Source organism: Achromobacter deleyi, from assembly GCF_013116765.2.
GTDB classification, from domain to species: Bacteria; Pseudomonadota; Gammaproteobacteria; order Burkholderiales; family Burkholderiaceae_B; genus Achromobacter; species Achromobacter deleyi_A.
In genome coordinates this window covers 1,395,145-1,418,014 of sequence record NZ_CP074375.1, presented here as the reverse complement: position 1 = coordinate 1,418,014, position 22,870 = coordinate 1,395,145, and the positions used below count along the sequence as shown (strand labels likewise).

At 66.0% G+C, this 22,870-nt stretch carries 15 protein-coding genes; 7 read left to right on the top strand and 8 right to left on the bottom strand.

Going from position 1 to position 22,870, the window contains the following annotated elements; translation table 11 throughout:
• Positions 1–45 precede the first annotated feature (45 nt).
• The 7 genes from HLG70_RS06455 to proC all read right to left on the bottom strand — a co-directional run bounded on the left by HLG70_RS06455 (position 46) and on the right by proC (position 6,754).
• On the bottom strand, positions 46–747 hold the full coding sequence (locus tag HLG70_RS06455; protein ID WP_171662589.1) for an ABC transporter ATP-binding protein: 702 nt from the start codon (positions 745–747) through the stop codon (positions 46–48).
• On the bottom strand, positions 747–1,514 hold the full coding sequence (livG, locus tag HLG70_RS06450; RefSeq protein ID WP_171662590.1) for a high-affinity branched-chain amino acid ABC transporter ATP-binding protein LivG: 768 nt from the start codon (positions 1,512–1,514) through the stop codon (positions 747–749). The genes HLG70_RS06455 and livG overlap by 1 nt, the downstream gene beginning before the upstream one ends.
• Positions 1,511–2,746: a high-affinity branched-chain amino acid ABC transporter permease LivM gene (locus HLG70_RS06445; protein WP_171662591.1), complete on the bottom strand. Its 1,236-nt coding sequence runs from the start codon at positions 2,744–2,746 to the stop codon at positions 1,511–1,513. The genes livG and HLG70_RS06445 overlap by 4 nt, the downstream gene beginning before the upstream one ends.
• On the bottom strand, positions 2,746–3,672 hold the full coding sequence (livH, locus tag HLG70_RS06440) for a high-affinity branched-chain amino acid ABC transporter permease LivH (protein ID WP_171662592.1): 927 nt from the start codon (positions 3,670–3,672) through the stop codon (positions 2,746–2,748). The genes HLG70_RS06445 and livH overlap by 1 nt, the downstream gene beginning before the upstream one ends.
• A 190-nt stretch (positions 3,673–3,862) precedes the next feature.
• Positions 3,863–4,978 carry a high-affinity branched-chain amino acid ABC transporter substrate-binding protein gene (locus HLG70_RS06435; RefSeq protein WP_171662593.1) on the bottom strand — a complete coding sequence of 372 codons (1,116 nt, stop codon included), beginning with the start codon at positions 4,976–4,978 and terminating at the stop codon, positions 3,863–3,865.
• A 391-nt stretch (positions 4,979–5,369) separates the two neighbouring features.
• A complete protein-coding gene (locus HLG70_RS06430; protein ID WP_171662594.1) occupies positions 5,370–5,924 on the bottom strand; it encodes a queuosine precursor transporter in 555 nt (184 codons plus the stop codon).
• Complete coding sequence (gene proC / locus HLG70_RS06425) at positions 5,921–6,754, bottom strand: pyrroline-5-carboxylate reductase (protein ID WP_171662595.1); 834 nt, start codon at positions 6,752–6,754, stop codon at positions 5,921–5,923. The genes HLG70_RS06430 and proC overlap by 4 nt, the downstream gene beginning before the upstream one ends.
• Positions 6,755–6,948: 194 nt before the next feature.
• Between proC and ugpB the strand changes: the two genes are divergently transcribed.
• The 4 genes from ugpB to HLG70_RS06405 all read left to right on the top strand — a co-directional run bounded on the left by ugpB (position 6,949) and on the right by HLG70_RS06405 (position 11,450).
• Complete coding sequence (gene ugpB, locus HLG70_RS06420) at positions 6,949–8,262, top strand: sn-glycerol-3-phosphate ABC transporter substrate-binding protein UgpB (protein ID WP_171662596.1); 1,314 nt, start codon at positions 6,949–6,951, stop codon at positions 8,260–8,262.
• A gap of 225 nt (positions 8,263–8,487) precedes the next feature.
• On the top strand, positions 8,488–9,369 hold the full coding sequence (gene ugpA / locus HLG70_RS06415) for a sn-glycerol-3-phosphate ABC transporter permease UgpA (protein WP_171662597.1): 882 nt from the start codon (positions 8,488–8,490) through the stop codon (positions 9,367–9,369).
• Between the two features lie 21 nt (positions 9,370–9,390).
• On the top strand, positions 9,391–10,242 hold the full coding sequence (ugpE, locus tag HLG70_RS06410) for a sn-glycerol-3-phosphate ABC transporter permease UgpE (protein ID WP_171662598.1): 852 nt from the start codon (positions 9,391–9,393) through the stop codon (positions 10,240–10,242).
• 119 nt (positions 10,243–10,361) lie between these two features.
• Entirely contained in the window at positions 10,362–11,450 is a 1,089-nt protein-coding gene (locus HLG70_RS06405) for a sn-glycerol-3-phosphate import ATP-binding protein UgpC (protein ID WP_171662599.1), read from the top strand.
• A 115-nt stretch (positions 11,451–11,565) separates the two neighbouring features.
• On the opposite strand, the gene HLG70_RS06400 is transcribed toward HLG70_RS06405, so the two are convergent.
• Positions 11,566–12,693, bottom strand: coding sequence for a branched-chain amino acid ABC transporter substrate-binding protein (locus HLG70_RS06400; RefSeq protein WP_171662600.1), 1,128 nt, complete (start codon positions 12,691–12,693; stop codon positions 11,566–11,568).
• Positions 12,694–12,961: 268 nt separating this feature from the next.
• Here HLG70_RS06400 and HLG70_RS06395 point away from each other — a divergent pair, with 268 nt between their 5' ends.
• From HLG70_RS06395 to HLG70_RS06385, 3 genes are all read left to right on the top strand, one after another.
• Positions 12,962–13,567, top strand: coding sequence for an RBBP9/YdeN family alpha/beta hydrolase (locus HLG70_RS06395; protein ID WP_171662601.1), 606 nt, complete (start codon positions 12,962–12,964; stop codon positions 13,565–13,567).
• 361 nt (positions 13,568–13,928) lie between these two features.
• Complete coding sequence (locus HLG70_RS06390) at positions 13,929–21,515, top strand: type I polyketide synthase (RefSeq protein ID WP_171662602.1); 7,587 nt, start codon at positions 13,929–13,931, stop codon at positions 21,513–21,515.
• Entirely contained in the window at positions 21,512–22,867 is a 1,356-nt protein-coding gene (locus HLG70_RS06385; protein WP_171662603.1) for an aminotransferase class I/II-fold pyridoxal phosphate-dependent enzyme, read from the top strand. The genes HLG70_RS06390 and HLG70_RS06385 overlap by 4 nt, the downstream gene beginning before the upstream one ends.
• Positions 22,868–22,870: the final 3 nt, after the last annotated feature.

Here is a 22,870-nt window from a genome sequence, read left to right as displayed (position 1 = left end):
AAAGGCGCATCTCACGATGCGCCCACTCCCTTCGCGGGGAAGATATCAGCCGCCCAGGTACGCCTTGCGGACCTTGTCGTTGACCAGCAGGTTCGCGCCGGTGTCTTGCAACACCACGCGGCCGTTCTCCAGCACGTAGCCGCGATCCGCCACGCCCAGCGCCTTGTTCGCGTTCTGCTCGACCAGGAACACGGTCACGCCCTGTTCGCGGATCTCGCGGATGATGTCGAAGATCTGGGCAATCACCAAGGGCGCCAGGCCCAGCGTGGGCTCGTCCAGCAGCAGGAGACGGGGACGCGTCATCAGCGCGCGGCCGATAGCCAGCATCTGCTGCTCGCCGCCCGACATCAGGCCGGCGCGCTGGCTGGCACGTTCCTTCAGGCGCGGGAACAACCCATAGACATGGTCGATGCCGGCCTGGATCTCCTCGCGCTTGGAGAAGAAGCCGCCCATCATCAGGTTCTCGGCCACCGTCAGGTCCTTGAACACGCGCCGCCCCTCCGGCGAAATGGCAATGCCATTGCGCATGATGTGGTGCGTTTCCTTGTGGGTGATGTCCTCGCCCTCGAACGTGATCTTGCCTTCGCGGGCTCGCGGATTCCCGCAGACCGTCATCAGCAGCGTCGTCTTGCCCGCGCCGTTGGCGCCGATCAGCGTGACGATCTCGCCCTGGTTGACTTCCACCGACACGCCGTTCAACGCCTGAATTGCGCCGTAGTAGGTGTGTATGTTTTCCAGCTTAAGCATCATTCCTCCCCCAGGTACGCCTTGATGACGCGCTCGTCGTTGCGCACCTGGTCGGGGGTGCCGGTCGTGATGGGCTTGCCGTGCTCCATGACGAGAATGCGGTCCGAAATGCCCATGATCAGGCTCATGTCGTGCTCGATCAGCAACACCGCGACGCCGAACTCGCGCCGCAGCTGGTCGATCAGCGATTGGAGATCCCGCTTTTCCTGGGGATTCAGGCCCGCCGCCGGCTCGTCCAGCATCAGCAGCCGTGGTTTGGTGATCATGCAGCGCGCGATCTCCAGGCGCCGCTGGTGGCCGTAAGCCAGGTTGCCGGCCTCGCGGTTGGCGAATTCGCGCAGGCCCATGAAGTCCAGCCATTGCGCGGCGCGCGACAGCGCGTCGGCTTCGGACTGGCGGTAGCCCTTCAGCTTCAGCAGGCCGGGCAGCAGGCGCGCCTCCACCTGCGTATGCTGCGCCACCAGCAGGTTCTCCAGCACGGTCAGCTGCTTGAACAGGCGCACGTTCTGGAACGTGCGCACCAGGCCGTGGCGCGCCACCTTATGGCTGGGCAGCCCGGTGATGGACTTGCCGTCCATGACGATGTCGCCCGCGGTCGGCGCATAGAACCCGCCCACGCAGTTGAACACCGTGGTCTTGCCCGCCCCATTGGGGCCGATGATGGCGAACACCTCGTCGGACTTGACTTCAAACGCCACGCTGTCGACGGCCAGCAGGCCGCCGAACCGCATGGTGAGTCCGGATACTTTCAGCAATGCCTCGCTCATTTAGACAGCTCCACGTGGGGACGCTTCATGGGCAACAACCCCTGCGGACGCCACATCATCATCAACACCATCACCAGGCCGAACATCAGCATCCGGTACTCGGCGAATTCGCGCGCCAGCTCAGGCAGGACCGTCAGCAGGATGGCCGCGAGTATCACGCCCACCTGCGAGCCCATGCCGCCCAGCACCACGATGGCAAGGATCAGCGCCGATTCGATGAAGGTGAAGGACTCCGGGTTCACCATGCCTTGGCGCGCCGCGAAGAACGCGCCGCCAAAGCCGGCGAACATGGCGCCCAGCGTGAATGCGGAAAGCTTGATGCGCGTGGGGTTCAGCCCCAGGGAACGGCAAGCGATCTCGTCCTCGCGCAGCGCTTCCCAGGCGCGGCCGACCGGCATGCGGATCAGGCGCGTGGATACGAACAGCGTGGCCAGCGCCAGCAGCAGCGCCATCATGTACAGATAGATCACCATGTCCTGGTTCTGGAACGTCAGCCCGAAGAATTCATGGAACGTCGTGCCCCCTTCCGTGCTGGGACGGCGGGTCATTTCGAGTCCGAAGAATGTGGGCTTCGGGATGCCCGATATGCCGTCCGGGCCGCCCGTCAGGACGTTCAGGTTGATCAGCAGCAGGCGGATCATTTCACCGAAGCCCAGCGTCACGATGGCCAGGTAGTCACCGCGCAGCCGCAGCACCGGAAAGCCCAGCACGAAGCCGAACAGCGCCGCCATCGCGCCCGAGAACGGCAGCGCTTCCCAGAAGCTCCAGCCGCCCCAGTGGTACAGCAAGGCATAGGTATAGGCGCCCACGGCGTAGAAGCCCACGAAGCCCAGGTCCAGCAGCCCCGCGAAACCCACCACGATGTTCAGCCCCAGGCCGAGCATGACGTAGATCAGCACCAGCGTGGCGATGTCCACCGAACTGCGGCCCGCGAAGAACGGCCAGATCACCGCGATCGCCAGGATCAGCAAGATCAGCGGCTTGTTGTTCCTGCCGGGCGCGGAAGGCAGGACCGGCAGGCTCGTCTTGAGCTTCTGGAACGGGATCGCGATCCAGGGGCGCAGCATCTGGAAGACGAACACCACCGCCGCGGCAAGCGCCACCAGCGACCAGTGCGACTCCATCGACGTGCGCGCGCCCTGACGGATCAGCTGCAGGCCAAAGACCGGAGTAACGATGACCGCCGTCAGCACGGCAGCCATCGTGGCGTTTTTCAGATTGTTTTTTGACATCAGACTTTTTCCACCTCAGGTTTGCCCAGCAGCCCGGTGGGACGGAACAGCAGAATCAGGACCAGCAGCGAGAACGCCACGATGTCCTTGTACTGTGACGATATATAGGCAGCCGCGAAGGTCTCGGCCAGGCCCAGCAGCACGCCGCCCAGCATGGCGCCGGGAATGCTGCCGATACCGCCCAGCACCGCCGCCGTGAAGGCCTTGATGCCGGCCAGGAAGCCGATGAAGGGATTCAGCTTGCCGATGGTGATGGCGATCAGCACACCGCCCACCGCCGCCAGGATCGCGCCCATCACGAACGTGAACGAGATCACGCGGTTGGTGTCGATGCCCAGCAGGTTGGCCATGTGCATGTCCTGCGAGCAGGCGCGCGACGCGCGGCCCATGCGGGAATACTTGATGAACAGCGTCAGGGCCACCATCAGCACCACCGTCACCAGGATGATCATGATGCGGGAGTACGGGATGGTCACGTCGAAGTCGGATCCCATGTGGAACTGCACGGCGCCCGAAACCAGCGAAGGCACGGCCATGTCGCGCGCGCCCTGGCCCAGGGCCACCCAGTTCTGCAGGAAGATCGACATCCCGATGGCGGAGATCAGCGCCACCAGGCGGGGACTGCCCCGTACGGGCCGGTAGGCCACGCGTTCGACGGAGAAGCCGTAGATGCCAGTGACGGTGATGGCCACGAGCAGCATTGCCGCAATGATGAACGGCACCGGCAGGCCGCTGTTGGTGCCGATGGACGTCAGGGTGACCAGGCCGACATAGGCGCCGATCATATAGATTTCGCCGTGGGCGAAGTTGATCATACCGATGATGCCGTAGACCATTGTGTAGCCGATGGCGATCAGCGCATAGATCGCGCCCAGAGACAATCCGTTGAAGAATTGCTGGGTAAGTTGGGGTATGAGGTCGGACATTATTTCTCTTGCTCCAAATAGTTCCGGCTCCGGTAGAGAGACCCGGAGCCGGAAACCTGGGCGTATTTTATAAGGGCCTGTGGTCACCGCCCGCCGGCCGCACAGCGCTTTTGGCGCATCGCTACGCGGATCACGGCACAACGAAGACAACAGGCCCTACACGCCGGCGGCTGCCGGCGGGATCGCGAGTTCACAGCTGGGTCTTCTTCCCGTCCTTGTCCCATTTATAGACGGCGAATTCGAAGTTCTTCAAATCGCCCTTGGCGTCGTACTCGACCTTGCCGATGCCGGTGTTGAAGGTGGTCTTGTGCATGTAGTCGGCCACCTTGGCGGGATCTTCACCCACCGCGTTGATGCTGTCGGCCAGGATCTGGACCGCGGCATAGGCCGGCATCTGGAAGGCGCCGTCCGGATCGCGCTTGGCGTCCTTGAAAGCCTTGACGATGCTTTCGTTGCCCGGCAGCTTGGTGAAGTCGGCCGGCAGCGTGACCAGCAGGCCGTCGATGGCCGGGCCGGCGATGGCCACCAGATCCTGGTTGGCGGTGCCTTCCGGACCCATGAACTGGACCTTCAGGCCCTGTTCACGCGCCTGGCGCAGCAGCAGGCCCAGCTCGGGGTGATAGCCGCCGAAATACACCAGGTCCACGCCCGAGGACTTCAGCTTGGTGATGATGGCGGAGTAGTCGCTGTCGCCGACGTTGATGCCTTCAAACAGCGCGACGTTGACGTTTTCCTTGGCCAGGGCGTCCTTGACCTGGGTGGCCACGCCCGAACCGTAGGTCTGCTTGTCGTGCAGGACGGCAACCTTCTTGGGCTTCAGGGTCTTGGCGATGTAGCTGGCTGCGTACGGACCTTGCTGGTCGTCGCGGCCGATCGTGCGGAAGAAATAATGCGGCTTGATGGTGTCGGTGACCAGCGGGGACGTCGCACCCGGGGTGATCCCGACAATGCCCTCTTCCTCGTAGACCTTCACGGCGGCGACCGTCACGCCCGAGCACGCATGGGCCACGGCGAACTTGGCGCCGGAGTTGACCACGCGGTTGGCGGCGGGCACGGCTTGCTTGGGTTCGCAACCGTCGTCGATCAGGATGGGCTCGAGCTTCTTGCCCTTGACCCCGCCCTTGGCGTTGATCGTTTCGATGGCGGTCAGGGCGCCGGCCTGGATCTGGTCGCCGTATTGCGTATTGGGACCGGTCATGGGCTGGGGAATGCCAATCTTGATCGTGTCGGCGGCGTGCGCGGCGCCAGCCAAGGCAAGTGCCCCAAGCGCCATGGCTACCGGGGTAAGGCGATTCAGAAACTTCATGCGGAGTTCTCCAGCGAGGTTTTGAGCGGCTCTGTTCAATGCGGTTTATCGGGAGAGTGCCCCTTGATCCGCATTGCCCGTCGCCGGCTTCTTGGGCAAAAACACGGTGTGGCCGGTATTCTGGAAGCAAGCCGCCATACTGTCACTGCGTGTAATCCCCAATATTTTCCGACTAACCTTAAATCGTGACGGATAGTCGCCGCAAGCCTGTGAATTCGCTGGATAAATCGCAAAGACGCCTTGGTTAGCAACTGGCGCCGATCAAGAAGTTGTGCTTGGCGATTTATATGAAAAACGATTAATACGATGTTTAAGTACGCATTTAAATACAGTACTTACGCCGGACTTACAGATAATATGCGCAGCATTAATAAAGGGATAATGACCCGCGCTACGCATTGGCCGGTTTGGCCAGGTTCCACATCAGTGCGCGGAACGGCGCCAGCATGCTGACATTGACCACCAGCTTGATCGCCAGGTCGCCCATCATCCAGGTCACCCACGGCGCGCCGGTGGCGGCGAACGCCACGCTGAAGAACACCGCCGTGTCCAGGGTCGCTCCCAGCACGCCGGACGCAAGCGGCGCGCGCCACCAGCGCTGATCGCGCAGCCGGTCGAACACCTGGATATCGACGAGCTGCGCGCAGATATAGGCCAGGCCCGAGGCCAGCGCGATGCGGGGCGAAGCTACCCATACCGAAACCGCCAGCGCGGCGGCGAAGCCGAACCAGACCACGCGCCGGGCCGCGGCCGGCCCGAAGCGGCGATTCAGGACGTCTGTCACCAGGAAGGCCACCGGATAAGACAGCCCGCCCCAGGTCAGCCAGTCATTGAGCGGCACCTGGACCAGAATATTCGAGCCCACCACCACGACCAGCATGCACAGCACGGCAATGCCGAACTGCGTGCGGGTCATGGACGGAAAGCGCGCAGCCACGGCATTCATTTCCCGAACTCCTCGGCCAGTTCGCGCGAACGCCGGGCGGCAGCCGCCATCGCGTCTTCCACGATGCCGGCAAAGCCGGCCGCCCCGAAGGCCTCCAGCGCCGCAGCCGTGGTGCCTCCCTTGGAGGTGACGCGCTCGCGCAGCACCGACAGGGGCTCGGACGATTCCGCCGCCAGCCTGGTGGCGCCGTCCAGCGTGCCCAGCGCAAGCTGCCTGGCCTGTTCGGCCGTCAGGCCGACCTTCTGCCCGCCAGCCACCAGCGCTTCAAGGAACAGAAAGACATAGGCCGGTCCGCTGCCCGACAGGGCCGTCACGCCATCCAGCGCCGCGTCGTCGGCCACCCAGACCACCTCCCCCACGCTCGACAGCAGGCGGGCCGCCAGTTCGCGGTCGGCCTGGTCCACCCCGTCCAGCGCGGTCAGCCCGGTCATGCCCGCGCCCACCAGGGCGGGCGTATTGGGCATGCAGCGCACCAGGCGGCCGAAAGGCGCCTCGGGCGTGCCCAGCCACGCGGCCAGCGTGTCGGCGCGTATGCCGGCGGCCACGCTTACCACCAAGGTGTCGTCTTGCAGCCACTGACGCGTAGAAGCCACAACGTCTTTCATGTTCTGTGGCTTGACTGCGAACACCCAGACGCGGCACCGCGCCAGGGCCTCGCCGGGGGCCGTGGCGGTGCTCATGCCGCGGGCCTGCCAGGCGGCGTGCGCATCCTGGTTTATGTCAATGACATGGATGTCCCCGGCGGCGCATACTTTGCCCGCCAGTCCGGATGCCAGGGCGGCCGCCATGTTGCCGCCGCCAATGAACGCAATCGAAAGTTCGTTTTCCATAGGCCGCAATTGTAAACGGTCGGCTTCGTCGGAGAAAAAAATGAAAATGTTCGTTCGCGCCTGAAACGCGCAATTTGACAGGCGTTTAGACTGATGTGAAAGTCACGGTTTTGTCACAAACAATTCATAAGGTGTCGTGTTTCATGCGCCCGGACAACCCGGGTTGCAACACGCCCAACTGGAGGAACCTCACTATGCGATCCCACCGTATTGCCTTGACCTTTGCCGCCATCATGACGGCTTTCGCAGGCGCTTCCGCGCATGCCGCCACCGAGATCCAGTTCTGGCACTCGATGGAAGGCGCCCTGGGCGACCGCGTGAACGGCCTGGTCGAAGAATTCAACAAGAAGAACCCCGACTTCCAGGTCAAGGCCGTCTACAAAGGCAACTACGGTGAATCCATGAACGCCGGCATCGCCGCGTTCCGCGCCGGCAATGCCCCGGACATCCTCCAGGTCTTCGAAGTCGGCACCGCCACGATGATGTACGCCAAGGGCGCCATCAAGCCGGTGCAGCAGATGTCGGAAGAAGTCGGCAACCCGATAGATCCGAAGGAATTCATCGGCGCCGTGGCCGGCTATTACTCGTCGGCCGACGGCAAGCTGGTGTCGATGCCCTTCAACAGCTCGACCGTGGTGTTCTACTACAACAAGGACGCCTTCAAGAAGGCCGGCCTGGATGCCGACAATCCTCCCAAGACCTGGGAAGAACTGGCCGCCGCCGGTCAGAAGCTGAAGGCCGCGGGCCAGGAATGCGGCTACACCACCTCGTGGCCGTCGTGGACCCAGCTGGAAACCTTCTCGGCCTGGCATAACGTGCCGTACGCCACCAAGGACAACGGTTTCGGCGGCCTGGACGCCCGCATCGCCATCAATACCCCGCTGCACGTGCGCCACCTGGAAAACCTGGCCAAGCTGGGCAAGGAAGGCATCTTCATGTACGGCGGGCGCGGCGACGAGCCGAACTCGCTGTTCATCAGCGGCAAGTGCGCCATGATCACCGGTTCGTCCGGCCTGCGCGCCAACATCGCCAAGAACGCCAAGTTCGAATTCGGCACGTCCACCGTGCCCTACTACGCCGACGTCAAGGGCGCGCCGCAGAACACCATCATCGGCGGCGCTTCGCTGTGGGTCTTCGCCAACAAGAAGCCGGAAACGTACAAGGGCGTGACCGCGTTCTTCAAGTTCCTGGCCAGCCCGGAAATCGCTGCGCGCTGGCACCAGCAGACCGGCTATGTGCCCGTCACCAAGGCTGCGTACGAGCTGACCAAGAAGGACGGCTTCTATGACAAGAATCCGGGCACCGAAGTCGGCGTGAAGCAGCTCAACGTCGAGACCACCGCGCAATCGCGCGGCCTGCGCCTGGGCTTCCTGCCGCAGATCCGCGAAATCGAGGATGCTGAAATCGAACGCATCGTCTCCGGCAAGGTTGCAGCCAAGGACGGCGCCGAGAACATCGTCAAGCGCGGCAACGAGCTGCTGGAAAAGTTCGAGAAGAGTGTAAAGTAACGGCCTTTCCCGCGACTTGCCCGCCACCTTGTCAATCGGCATTTTCCATGTCGTGACAAGGACTTATGAGGCTTAAAGCCCTGGTTTTTTTAGGGCTTTAAGCCTATCGTGTTTTTTATGAGTGCCGGCGCTTTCGGGCTCCGGACGCCTCGCGCGATACGGGCGAAGGCGGTTTCAGGCGGCGGTTACTCCAACCGCCGCTTTTCTGTACCTTGGGTTCCCCCTATGGAAAAACGCGTTGTCTTCGGGCACAAGACCTTGCCCTATCTGCTGCTCCTGCCGCAGCTGATCATTACCGTGGTGTTCTTCTTCCTCCCCGCCGGACAAGCCATGTGGCAGTCCATGCGCCTGGAAGACGCCTTCGGCCTGTCCTCCGAGTTCGTCGGGCTGGACAACTTCATGGAACTGTTCTCGCAACAGGCCTATCTGGATTCCTTCCGCGTCACCGCCGTCTTCTCGATCCTGGTGGCGGGCATCGGCCTTGGCGTGTCCCTGGTGCTGGCCCTGATGGCCGACCGCGTCATCCGCGGCTCGGGACTCTACAAGACCCTGCTCATCTGGCCGTACGCGGTGGCGCCCGCCGTCGTCGGCGTGCTGTGGCTGTTCCTGTTCTCGCCTTCGGTCGGCATCCTGGCCGTGGCCCTGCGCAAATCGGGCGTGGACTGGAATCCGCGCCTGGACGGCAACCAGGCCATGGTCCTGGTGATCATCGCCGCCGTCTGGAAACAGGTGTCGTACAACTTCCTGTTCTTCCTGGCCGGCCTGCAATCGATTCCGCGCTCGCTGATCGAAGCCGCCGCGATCGACGGCGCAAGCCCGGCGCGCCGCTTCTGGACCATCGTGTTCCCGCTGCTGTCGCCCACCACCTTCTTCCTGCTGGTGGTCAACATCATCTATGCCTTCTTCGACACCTTCGCCGTGATCGACACGACGACGCAGGGCGGTCCCGGCACGGCGACCTCGATCCTGGTCTACAAGGTGTACAGCGACGGTTTCCGCGGCCTGGACCTCGGCTCGTCCGCCGCCCAGTCCGTGATCCTGATGTTCATTGTGGTTGCCTTGACGGTCGTGCAATTCCGCTACGTCGACCGCAAAGTGCAGTATTGATTTTGTTCGAGGCTCATAACAATGGTTGAACGCCGTCCCTGGCTGGATATTCTGGCCCACATCATTCTGCTCTGCGGCGTGGCAATGGTGGCATTTCCGCTTTACGTCACTTTCGTCGCGTCCACCCAGACCGCCCAGGAAGTGGCGCAAGCGCCGATGTCGCTGATCCCCGGTTCGCACTTCGTGGACAATTACACGCAAGCCCTGTTCGGCGGCTCGTCGGGCGGTTCCTCGGGCGCGCCCGTGGGCCGCATGATGTACGTCAGCCTGATCATGGCGCTGGCGATCTCGATCGGCAAGATCGCGATCTCGCTGCTGTCGGCTTTCGCGGTCGTGTACTTCCGCTTCCCCGGCCGCATGTTCTTTTTCTGGATGATCTTCGTCACGCTCATGCTGCCCGTCGAGGTCCGCATCGCGCCCACCTACAAGGTGGTTGCCGATCTGGGCCTGCTCAACAGCTACGCCGGCCTGACCTTGCCGCTGATCGCGTCGGCCACGGCCACCTTCCTGTTCCGCCAGTTCTTCCTGACGGTCCCGGACGAGCTGATCGAAGCCGCGCGCATCGACGGCGCCGGCCCCGTGCGCTTCTTCCGCGACGTGCTGCTGCCCCTGTCCAAGACCAGCATCGCCGCCCTGTTCGTGATCCAGTTCATCTATGGCTGGAACCAATACCTGTGGCCGCTGCTGGTCACCACGAAGGAAGACATGTACCCCGTCGTCATCGGCATCAAGCGGATGATCAGCGGCGGCGACAGCGTGACCGAATGGAACATCACCATGGCCACCGCCATGCTTGCGATGATCCCGCCGGCGCTGGTCGTCATCCTGATGCAGAAATGGTTCGTCAAGGGCCTGGTCGACACTGAAAAATGACCCCACGCCGCGCCTTCGGCTTGCAGCCCCCCGGGGGGCATCCTGAGACGGCGCGGCGATGAAAAGTGACGCTAGCCCGCCCTCGCCCACCCGAACACGACTCCGAACACGAATAACTCATGGCTACTCTCAGCTTCCGTAAAGTCAAGAAAACCTACGCCGGCAATGTGCCGGTCATCCATGGCATCGACATGGATGTCAAGGACGGCGAATTCATCGTCATCGTCGGCCCGTCGGGCTGCGGAAAATCCACGCTGATGCGCATGGTCGCAGGCCTGGAAACCGTCACCAGCGGCGATATCGTGATCGACGACAAGGTCGTCAACAACCTGGAGCCCGCCGAACGCGACATCGCGATGGTGTTCCAGAACTACGCGCTCTACCCGCACATGACCGTGTTCGAGAACATGGCTTATGGCTTGAAGATCCGCAAGTTCTCCAAGGACGAGATCAAGAAGCGCGTGGACGTAGCCGCGCAGATCCTGGAACTGGGCCACCTGCTCGACCGCCGCCCGCGCGCCCTGTCCGGCGGCCAACGCCAGCGTGTCGCCATGGGCCGCGCCATCGTGCGCGAACCCAAGGTCTTCCTGTTCGATGAACCCCTGTCGAACCTGGACGCCAAGCTGCGCGTGGCGATGCGCCTGGAAATCATGAAGCTGCACCGCCGCCTGAGCACCACCAGCCTGTACGTGACGCACGACCAGGTCGAGGCCATGACGCTGGCGCATCGCATGATCGTCATGTACCAGGGCGTGCCCGAGCAGATCGGCACGCCGATGGAAGTCTTCGAAAAGCCCGCCTCGACGTTCGTGGCCGGCTTCATCGGCTCGCCTCCGATGAACCTGATGGAAGTGGACGTGGCCGGCGACGGCACGGTCCAGACCACCGACCTGAACCACCTGGAGATCTCCCCGCTGCAGGTGCCCTCCCAGGTGCGCGGCCGCAAGGTCATCATGGGCCTGCGTCCGGAACACATGCTGCTGAACACGCAAGGCGTGCCGGCGGAAGTGGAAATGGTTGAGACCCTGGGTTCCGAACAGCTGGTCCACTGCCGCTGCGGCAAGACCACGCTGGTCGTGCGCTGCACGACGCGCCAGCTGTCCGAGGCGTCCGCCAAGGTCGGCGACCGCGTCAATGTCGGCCCGGACGGCCGCCATCCGCTGCACTGGTTCGAAGCCGACACCGGCCGCCGCGTGCAAGGCCTGTAGGCATCCGCTGGCGGCAACGCCGGCGCGCAAAGAAAAACCGGGCCGGAAGATGATCTCTTCCGGCCCGGTTCGTTTCTGGCGCCGGGCGCCACGGGCCTGCGGCCCGCCAAGCGGTTTACTTATAGACGGTCTTGGATCCGTCCTTGTGCCAGGTGAACACGTCGAACTGGAAGTTCGTCAGGTCGCCCTGCTTGTTCCACGACACCTTGCCGATGGGTGTCTCGAAAGCGTTGGCATGCAGGTATTTGGCGACCTTGGTCGGGTCGTCGCTGCCCGCGCCCTTGATGCCGTCCGCGATGACCTGGGTGGCCGCGTAGGCCGTCATCTGGAACGCGCCGCTGGGATTGCGCTTCTTGGCTTCGAATGCCTTGACGATGTCGGCGTTGGCGGCGTTCTGGGTGAAGTCGGCCGGCAGCGTCAGCAGCATGCCTTCGACGGCATCGCCCGCGATGGCGTTGATGTCGGGGTTGCCCGTGCCTTCCGGACCCATCCACTTGGCCTTCACGCCCTGTTCGGCGGACTGGCGCAGCAGCAGGCCCATTTCGGGGTGATAGCCGCCGTAGTAGACGAAGTCCACGCCCTGGGCCTTGAGCTTGGTGATGACGGCCGAATAGTCGCTGTCGCCGGCGTTGATGCCTTCGAACACCGCGACGGCCACGCCGCCCTTTTCCAGGTCGTTCTTGACCGCCGTGGCGATGCCCTGGCCGTAGGACTGCTTGTCATGCAGCACGGCAACCTTCTTCGGCTTGATCTTTTCCAGGATGAACTTGGCGGCTGCCGGGCCTTGCTGGTCGTCGCGGCCGATCGTGCGGAAGATGAACTCGTAGTTCTTGCCGTCGGTCAGCGCCGGCGACGTGGCCGAAGGCGTGACCATGACGACGCCTTCATTGTTGTAGATGTCGGCGGCGGCGATCGTGGCGCCCGAGCACACGTGGCCCACGACGAAACCGATCTTGCTGTTGACGACGCGGTTGGCGGCGACCGGGCCTTGCTTGGGTTCGCAACCATCGTCGATCACGACGGTTTCCAGCTTCTTGCCGTTGATGCCGCCGGCGGCGTTGATGCGCTCGACCGCGGTATCGACCCCTTCACGGACCATATCGCCATACTGGGTGACCGCGCCGGTGGTGGGGCCTACGACGCCGATCTTGATGGTCTGGGCGTGGGCGGCCGCGCCAAACGTCAAACCAGCTGCGACGCCCAGCGCTGCGATGACCGGGGTCAGACGAAATACTGGCTTCATGAGTGGACTCCTCGAATAACTTTTAATCGTTGGTTCGTTAACCGGGCGGACGCCGGATATCCCTATGATCACGCCCCGTTACGGTGCATTTGCACGGCAAGCATACACTGAAATATCGCGGCATTTGCAGGGTCCGGGGCAGGCATTCGGGACGTTTTTTATTGCGCTGCGGCATCCGGGAAGCGGCTCCGCCTTATTCCGAACACCGTATATGCAAAAGACAATTTATTCGTTTGAGTTACTAAAGCGGCGCGGCATCATGCCCTTCATGAGACTCCAACCGATAATCGTCCCGGGCTGGAAAAACTCCGGACCCGAACACTGGCAATCGCGGTGGCAGCAATTGCTGCCCCATGCTCAGCGCGTTGAGCAGCGCGACTGGGAAAATCCCCGCTCGGTGGATTGGATATCCCGGCTGGCCGCTGAAGTCGACGAGGCCCGCAGTCCCGTCCTGCTCATCGCCCACAGCCTGGGGTGCGTGATCAGCGCCGCGCTGCCTGTGCCCTTGCGCACCAAGGTCGCGGGCGCGCTGCTGGTCGCGCCTGCCGACGTGGAGCGCACGGACGCGCCCGAGTGTCTGCGCGGATTCGCGCCCGTTCCCCGCCAGCCGCTGCCGTTCCAGAGCGTGGTGGTCGCCAGCGACAACGATCCCTATTGCACACTGGACCGCGCTCGCGCATTCGCGGCGGACTGGGGCAGCCGCGTCGTCGTGATTGCCGGCGCGGGACACATCAATGGCGACAGCGGCCTGGGCGACTGGCCCCAAGGCCTCAAACTCCTGGGCGCGCTGCGCCGCAGGGCGTCCTGGCGCGTATCGCCGCCGCCGGAACGCATCTCCCCCATTCCTATCCGCCCCTTGTCGCATCAGACCTGATCGGCCGTTGCGCGCTGCGCCGGCCCGGCGCGCGCCCGCGCGCTGTCCATTACGTGTAAACACCCTGACACCCATGTAAGAAGCCGTTCCAGGCTGACGGGCGCGCGGACGCCTTTCGTCCGTGCCCAGGGTCTTTGCGGGGCCAAAGCCGCGCAACGTTGGCATTAAGAATGTCGGGACTTGAAATATTTGGGGGTCGCATGCCTTCTAGAATCCCCCGGTCTCTTGCGTTGCCGCCTGCCTGACCCGCCTGCTTGCGGTCCGCGCGGCCCCGCCCGGTCCGGCCGAGCGCCAGACTGCCTCTTGCAGCAGAGGCTCCAACAACAACGCTGTCAACCAGCTCTTGCTAGAAGGATTTTGAATGGCAAAGCGTGTTGCCCTCATTGGACTTTCGTTCCGATTTCCCAGCACTGATTCCCTGCGCTACTGGCCCGATCTTTTGGAGGGCCGCGACCTCGTCACCGAGATCGACCCCGACCGTTGGGCCACCGCCACCTACCACCACCCCCTGCGCGAGCATCCTGGCACGGCGTATACGCGCGCGGCGGGATCGCTGGGCGACGTCTCCGGATTCGATGCCGGATTCTTCGGCATATCGCCGCGCGAAGCCAGCCTGATGGACCCGCAGCAGAGAATGCTGCTGGAGCTGGCCTGGGAGGCGATGGAGAGCGCGGGGGTCAAGCCGTCTTCCATGCGCGGCAGCGACTGCGGCGTCTACGTCGGCATTGCCAGCGCCGATTATTCCTACCGCATGGCCGAAGACCTGGGCGTGATCGACGCCGCATTCGCCACGGGCAACACCAACAGCATCGCCGCCAACCGGCTTTCTTATACCTACGACCTGCGCGGGCCCAGCATGGCGGTGGACACCGCCTGCTCCTCGTCGCTCGTCGCCTTCCACCAGGCCTGCCGCGCCATCGAGTCCGGCGACATATCCCAGGCGCTGGCCGGCGGCATCAGCCTGCACCTGCATCCCTACGGCTTCCTGATTTTCTCGAAGGCCTCGATGCTGTCGCGCCATGGGCGCTGCAACGTGTTCGACGCCGCCGGCGACGGCTACGTGCGCTCGGAAGGCGGCGGCCTGTTCATGCTGAAGGACTATGACCGCGCGGTCGCGGACGGCGACCGCATACTGGCCATCGTCGCGGGCACCGGCGTCAACACCGATGGCCGCAAGTCCGGCCTGACGGTGCCCAGCGCCGAGGCCCAGGCCGCCTTGCTGCGGCAGGCGTACGACCGTGCAGGCATCCTCCCGGAAGACGTGGATTACCTGGAGGCGCACGGCACCGGCACGCCGGTCGGCGACCCGATCGAGACCCGGGCAATCGGCATGGCGCTGGGCCAGCGGCGCCCCGCGGGCAAGCCCCTGCCCATCGGCTCCATCAAGAGCAACATGGGCCACCTCGAAGCGGCCTCCGGCGTCGCTGGCCTGGTGAAGGCGGTGTACAGCCTGCAGCATCGGACCGTGCCCGCCACCATCGGCGTGCGTGAACTGAACCCCGCCATCCGCACCGAGGAGTGGAACCTCGATATCGTGACGCGCACGCATGCGCTGCCTGCGACGGGCCGCCTGGTCATCGGCGTGAACTCGTTCGGGTTCGGCGGGGCGAATGCGCACGTGATCCTGCAGACGCCGGACACGCCCGCCTCCGTGCAGGACGGCATCGCGGCCGCGGAGCCCTCGCCCGCCGTGCCGCTGATCCTGTCCGCGCGCACGCCGCAGGCGCTCCAGGCCGCCGCCCGCGATATGGCGCAGCACCTTCAGACATCTTCCGACGCGACACACTACGACCTTGCCTATCAGGCCGCCCTGAAGCGGGAACGGCACGAACACCGGGCATTGGCCTGGTGCTCGGAGCGCGATGACGCCGCGGACGTTCTGCGGCGCTACGCGGACGGCGAAGATTCGCCTTCCGTGCAGACCGCCGAAGGCCTGCCCGATCCCCAGGGTCCGGTGTTCGTCTATTCGGGCAACGGATCGCAATGGGCAGGCATGGGCCGCCGATTGCTCGGCCACCCGACGTTCCGCCAGGCGGTCGACGACGTGGATGCGCTGTTCGCGCCGCTTGCCGGCTATCGTCTCGCGGACGAACTGGGCGGCGCGCTCGACGGCTCGCGCTACGCTCATACCGAATTCGCGCAGCCCGCGTTGTTCGCGCTGCAAGTCGGCGTGACGCGCATGCTGGCCGGACTAGGCGTCCAGCCGCGCGCGGTCGTGGGCCATAGCGTGGGCGAAGTCGCCGCGGCCTGGGCTTGCGGCGTACTATCCCTGGCCGATGCGGTGCAGGTGATCCATCACCGCAGCAGACTGCAGGGCGAGACCCGCGGTAGCGGCCAGATGACCGCTATCGGCGTGGACGGCGGCAGCGCCCAGGCGCTGCTGGCGGAACTGGGACTGGCGAGCGCGCTGGTCGTGGCGGGCTACAACAGTTCCCGGGGCGCAACCATTGCCGGCGATCCGCCGGCGCTGGCGCGCCTGGAAGCCGCCTTGCAGCAGCGCGGCGTGGCCAGCAAGCGGCTGGACCTGGATTACGCGTTCCACAGCCCCGCGATGGACGGTCTTGCTCCCGCGCTGCGCACGGCGCTGAGCGCGCTGCGTCCGCTGGCGCCGTCCGGCGATTTCTATTCCGCCGTCACGGGCGGTGCGCTGGCCGGCGTTGCGCTGGACGCGGACTACTGGTGGCGCAACATCCGCCAGCCGGTGCGGTTCGAGCAGGCGCTGACCCAGTGCGTCGCCGACGGCTACAACCTGTTTGTCGAAGTCGGCCCGCACGCCGTCCTGCGCGGCTACGTCAGCGACGCCTTGAAGCGTGCCGATCGTCCCGGCCGCGTGCTGGCCACGGTCACGCGTGGCGAGGACGAGCCGCGCAAGGTCGCCAGCGCGGCCGCGCAGGCCATCCTGAGCGGCGCCAGCGTGGACTGGAAGGTCCTCTTCCCCGTCGCGGGACGCCCTCACGCCCTGCCCGCCTATCCGTGGCAGCGCGAGCGCCATTGGTACGCCGAGACCCCGCAATCGCTGGGTCTGCTCCATCGCCATCGCGTGCATCCCCTGCTGGGATACCGCCTGGCGCAGCATGAACTGACCTGGGAAAACCAGCTGGACACGCATTCGCATCCGGAACTGGCTGACCACGTCGTGGGCGAAGCCACCGTGTTCCCGGGAGCGGGCTTCGTGGAGATCGCCCTGGCCGCCGCCCTGGAGCGGCGCCCCGGCGCCTATGTCGAACTCGAGAACCTGGAAATACACACGCCGCTGCTGCTGGCGGCCGCGCCGTCCAAGCTGCTGCGCTGCGCGATCGAACCCGAGGACGGGCGCCTGCGCATCCAGGCGCGCGAACTGGGCAGCGACGACGCCTGGACCCGCCACGTGACGGCCCGCGTCCGACCCGAGCCCGGCGCCGCCTTGCTGGCGGCGCCCATGCCCGTCCTGCCTGAATGCCAGCCCGATTTCCGCGCCGATGAGCACGCGGCGCTGACCGCGGCGTTCGGCCTGCATTACGGTCCTTCTTACTGCCTGATCGAAGAGGGCTGGCGCCTGGACCCGGCCACCCTGCTGGCGCGCTTGAGCGCCAGCGTACATCAAGCGCCCGGCCACCTGGAGCCCGCCCGCCTGGACAGCGCCTTCCAGATGGCGGTGCACCTGCTTGAAGGGCAGTCCTTGAAGGGCCTGGGCATGGCGTTCGTGCCCGCGCGCATCGGCCGGCTGGCCTTGCGCACCGACGCGGGCCAGCCCCGCTACGTCCGCTTGCGCGTCACGCGGCGCACGCCCCATGCACTGACCGTGGATATCGCCTTGTACGCCGAAGACGGCGCGCAGGTGGCGGCGCTATCGGAAGTGAGCCTGCGCGGCATCCGCCTCGTCAAGAAGGCCGAGGACCGCCTGAGCTTCATCGACGAAGCGCTCACGCCGCGTCCAAGGGCCGACGGCGCCGCCGCCGCGCCGCTGCCCGCGTTGCGCCAGGCCCTGTCGGACGCGCTCGCCCAGGCGGCGGAGGATCCCGGCTACGCCTGCTACGCGGACGAAGCGGAACCGCTGCTGGACGCGCTGTGCGACCGGTATGGATTGGAGGCCTTGCGCGCGCTTGCGGACCCCCAGGGCCAGATCGCCGAAGACGCCTTGCGCGGGATCCGGACGCGCACGCCCGGACTGGCGCCGATGCTGGACATGCTGCTGGAACGGGCGCAAGCCGCCGATGCCGCCGCGCGCACCGCCACCGGCTGGTCCGTGCCGCTGGAGCAGCCCGGCGAAACCGGCGCCAGCGACATCTGGAATGCGCTGGTGCGCGACTATCCCGGCCATTTCGCGCCGGCGCTGGCCGCGGGCCGCGTCGGCCTGCACCTGCCGGCCCTGCTTCAGGGCCTCACCCAGCCGGATGCCGTCGCCTCGCCGCTGTTTGGCGTAGCCGACCTGGGCAACCATCTGCTGGCCGCGCCCGCGCGCCAGCAACTCGCACAATCGCTCTGCGCAATACTGTCGGACTCGCAGGCCAGACTTGCCGCCGGCAGGCGGTTCCGCATGCTGGAAATCGGCGCGCACACCCCCCTGCTGGGCGCCGACTGCTGCGCGTCGCTGGATTTCACGCGCGCGGACTATTGCTACGCCACCGCCACCGAAGCCGGCCTGGACGCCGCAGCTGCCCGGCTTGGCGCATACCCCGACGCCACGCTGCGCCTTATCGGCGATTCCGCCGAGACCGGATCCACGGCCATCGAGGGCGTGGACCTGGCCGTCGTGCAATGCAATTTCGAGACCCTGGCCCAGACCCGCGCCGCGCTGCACGACGCCCGTTCGCGTCTGGCGCCGGGCGGTTCCTTGATCATCCTGGGACACCACCCCGCGCACTGGGCCGACTTCGTGTTCGGCGTGCGCGAGTCGTGGTGGTCGGACGCCAGCGACGGTGGCCGCGTTTCCATGCAACAGGAACCCGACTTCTGGCGCCATGAACTGCAGGCGCTGGGCTGCGCCTGCGAGCCCCCGCTGGAGTTGAGCCCGGGCGCCATGGCTGGCGCGTATCTGCTGCACGCGCGGGCCGGCGAACTGACGGACGCGGCCAACGCGGACGCGGCAGTGCCGGTCGCCGGGCGCTGGCTGTTGCTGGCCGACGACCAGGGACCCGGCGCGGCGCTTGCAGCCACGCTGACCCGCAAGCTGCGTGAAGACGGCCTCGCCGTGACGCATCTGGCGCTGGAACCCGCGTCGTCATCCGATACGCTTCCGGCCATCGCGCAGGCCGAGCACTATGACCACATCCTGCACCTTGCAGGCCTGTATGGCGCGGGCAGCGATGCGCAATCCGCCTGCCAATCGCAGGCGCGCCGCTGCGCTTTGGCCGCCGCGGCGTTGCGAACGTGCGAACGGCACGGCCGGCCCGCCACCCTGTGGCTGGTGACCGCCGGCGCGCGCGCGCCCGGCGACCGTCCCGCCGCCGCCCTGCGCAGCCTTGCCGACGCGGCCCTGAGCGGCTATGGCCGCAGCATCATGAACGAGTCGGCCGCCACTGCCGTGCGGCTGGTGGACCTGCCTAGCGCGGCGGACGCCGCGCCGATCGACGCCCTGCTGCGGGAGCTGACCGATCCGGATGCCGAGCAGGAAGTGGTGCTGGACGCCCAGGGCGCACGCTATGCGCCACGCCTGCGCGTCGTGGCCCGTCCGCTTGCGCGCGGCCCGGCGCCTATAGTCCCGACCGTACGCCGGCTTGGCTTCGAGCTGCCCGGCCAACTGCGCAACCTGCGCTGGGAAAGCCACCCGGCGCGGCCGCCGGCGGACGACGAACTGGAAGTTCAGGTGCACGCCACGGGCCTGAACTTCCGCGATGTCATGTACACGCTGGGCTTGCTGGCCGACGAGGCGCTGGAAAACGGCTATGCCGGCGCGAGCCTGGGCCTGGAATTCGCGGGCACGGTCCTGCGGACCGGGGCGGGTGTCACGGATTTTGCTCCCGGAGACGCCGTGCTGGGCTTCGGCCCGGCCAGCTTCTCGGACCGGGTGCTGACCACGACCACCGCCGTCGCCGCCCTGCCGGTAGGCATGAGCTTCGAGGCGGCCGCCACCATCCCCAGCACCTTCTTCACGGTGTATTACGCCCTGCATCACCTGGCGCGCCTGGAACCGGGCGAAAAGGTCCTGATCCATGGGGCGGCGGGCGGCGTAGGCATCGCGGCGGTGCAGTACGCGCAGTGGCTGGGCGCCGACATCTACGCCACGGCGGGTTCCGACGAAAAGCGCGATTTCCTGCGGATGATGGGTGTGGACCACGTGTTCGACTCCCGCTCCCTGTCATACGCGGATGAGATCCGCGCCTTGACCGGCGGGCGCGGCGTGGACGTCGTGCTGAACTCGCTGTCCGGCGAAGCCATCCGCCGCAATCTGGACGTGCTGGCTCCTTTCGGCCGCTTCCTTGAACTGGGCAAGCGCGATTTCTACGAAGACAGCCGCATCGGCCTGCGTCCCTTCCGCAACAACATCAGCTATTTCGGCATCGACGCCGACCAGCTGCTGTCGGCGCGGCCGGAACTGGCGCGCACGCTGTATGCGCAAATGATGGAACTGTTCCGCGACGGCGCGCTGCATCCGCTGCCGCAGCGTTGCTTCGAGGCGCGCGACGTGGTCGACGCGTTCCGCTACATGCAGCAGTCCCGCCAGATCGGCAAGATCGTCGTGACCTACCGCAACGGGCTGCCGGAAGACTCCGCGCCGCCCGCGCGGCAGACGCTGACGCTGGCGGCCGACGGCTGCTATGTGGTGAGCGGAGGCCTGTCCGGCTTTGGCTTGCGCACCGCGCTATGGCTGGTCGACAAGGGCGCCCGCAACCTGGTGCTTGCCGGCCGCAGCGGCCTGGTGTCGGAAGAGGCCCGGGCCGCGGTCGACGCGTTGCGAGCACGCGGCATACAGGTCATGGCGGAGGCTTGCGACGTCGCCAACGCCGAGGCCGTGGCCGCCATGCTGTCGCGCGCGAGAGCCGCCTTCTCACCCATCCGGGGCGTGATCCACGCCGCCGCGGTCATCGAGGACGGCCTGGCGGCCGGTGCCAGCGAAGATCGCATCGCCCGTGTGCTCAGGCCGAAGATGCAGGGCGCCGCCGTGCTGCATGCGCTGACGGTGGATGACCCGCTGGACCACTTCGTCCTGTTTTCGTCGGCCACCACGCTCTTCGGCAACCCTGGGCAAAGCGCCTATGTGGCCGCCAATGCCTGGATGGAATCGCTGGCGCGCGAGCGGCGGTCGCAAGGCCTGGCCGCGACCTGCGCGCGCTGGGGCGCGATCGGCGACGCAGGCTACCTCGCCCGCAACGAAACCATCAAGCAGGCCCTGCAACACCGCATGGGCGGCGCGGCCCTCAGCGCGTCAGCCGCGCTGGACGCGCTGGAAGACTTGCTGCTGGCTGGGGCCAGCGGCCTGGGCGTCCTGGAGCTGGACTGGCACGCGCTGGCCCGGCATCTGCCCGGCGCCGCCGCGCCCCGCTACGCCGACATCGCCCGCCATGCGGGAGAATCGGCCGACGACGCCGGCGATTCCGACGACCTGCTGGCGCAACTGGACCAGCTGGACGATGCCGAACTCGGTCCGCGCGTGATCGAAATGCTGAAGCAGGAAGTCAGCGAGATCCTGCGCGTGCCCAAGGACAAGATCGACGCCTCCCGCTCCCTCTACGACATCGGCCTGGATTCGCTGATGGGCGTCGAGCTGGTGGTGGCGCTGGAGGGCCGCTTCGGTATCCGCCTGCCGGTCATGGCGCTGAGCGAAAGCCCGACGCTGGACAAGCTCAGCGCGCGCCTGATCACCGCCCTGCGCGGCGACGGCCGCCAGGAGGCGGGCGACGACATTGCCGCCCATATCGAAATGGTGGCTTCCCAGCACGCGGCGCAGGTGGAGCCCGAGCACCTGGACGCCATCGCGAAGCGCATCCGCTCGGGCGAGGCGCAAGCCGGACAAGGAATGACCCAATGACGCAGGACAAAGCCGCCGCCGGTGGCCGACCCGGGCTGGCCGCCAGCATCAAGCAACGGCTGATCCAGGAATCGCTGCAACGCAAGATGCGCGGCGCCGGTCGCCAGGCGCCCGCGGCGGACACCGCGGGCAGCCATGCCCAGGTGCCCGAGCAACACTACCGCTTTGCCCTGCATCCCGGATATCAGCAGCTGCGCATCCTCAGCGAAGGCGCGGCCACCCTGGGCGTCAGCAGCCCGTTCTTCAAGTTGCATGAGGGCAACGCCGGCGCATCCACCCGGATCGCCGGCCAACCCTACCTGAACTTCGCCAGCTACAACTACCTGGGCCTGTCCGGCGATCCGGAAGTGGCGGCAGCGGCCAAGGCGGCGATCGACCACTACGGCACGTCGGTCTCGGCCAGCCGGCTGGTCTCGGGAGAGCGGCCCGTGCACAGGGAGCTGGAACAGGCGCTGGCGGACCTGTACGACGTGGACGACGCCGTGACCTTCGTCAGCGGGCATGCGACCAATGTCTCGACCCTGGGCTTTCTGTTCGGGCCCAACGACCTGATCGTGCACGACGAACTGATCCACAACAGCGTGCTGCAGGGCATACAGCTGTCCGGTGCGCGCCGGCTGTCGTTCCCCCACAACGACGCCGATGCGCTGGACGCCCTGCTTGCCGGCAACCGCCGCCAGTTCGAGCGCGTGCTGGTGGTGCTGGAAGGGATCTACAGCATGGACGGCGACTACCCCGACCTGCCCCGATTCGTCGAGATCAAGCATCGGCACCGGGTGTTCCTGATGGTGGACGAGGCGCACTCCCTGGGCGTCATGGGAACGCGCGGCCATGGCATCCGCGAGCACTTCGGGCTGCGCGGCGGGGACGTCGACATCTGGATGGGCACATTGAGCAAGACGCTTGCGGGCTGCGGCGGCTATATCGCCGGCGAACGCGCGCTCATCGAGCATCTGAAATGCCTGGCCCCCGGGTTTCTCTACAGCGTGGGCATGCCCCCACCGGTCGCGGCCGCCAGCCTGGCTGCGCTTGGCCGTTTGCGCGCCCTGCCCGACCGCGTGGCGGACCTGCAGGCGCGCGGCGCCAGTTTCCTTGCACAGGCGCGCGCGGCGGGCATAGACACGGGCACCAGCACGGGCCTGGCCATCGTTCCGGCCATCGTCGGCACATCGCTCAGGGCCGCCAGGCTCTCGGCGGCGCTGTTTGCCCGCGGCATCAACGCGCAGCCCATCCTCTATCCGGCCGTGCCCGAGAAATCGGCGCGCCTGCGTTTCTTCCTGTGCAGCCAGCACAGCGAAGCCGACATCTCGACGGCGGTCAGCGCGCTGACGCAGGAACTGGCGCGCCTGTAGACG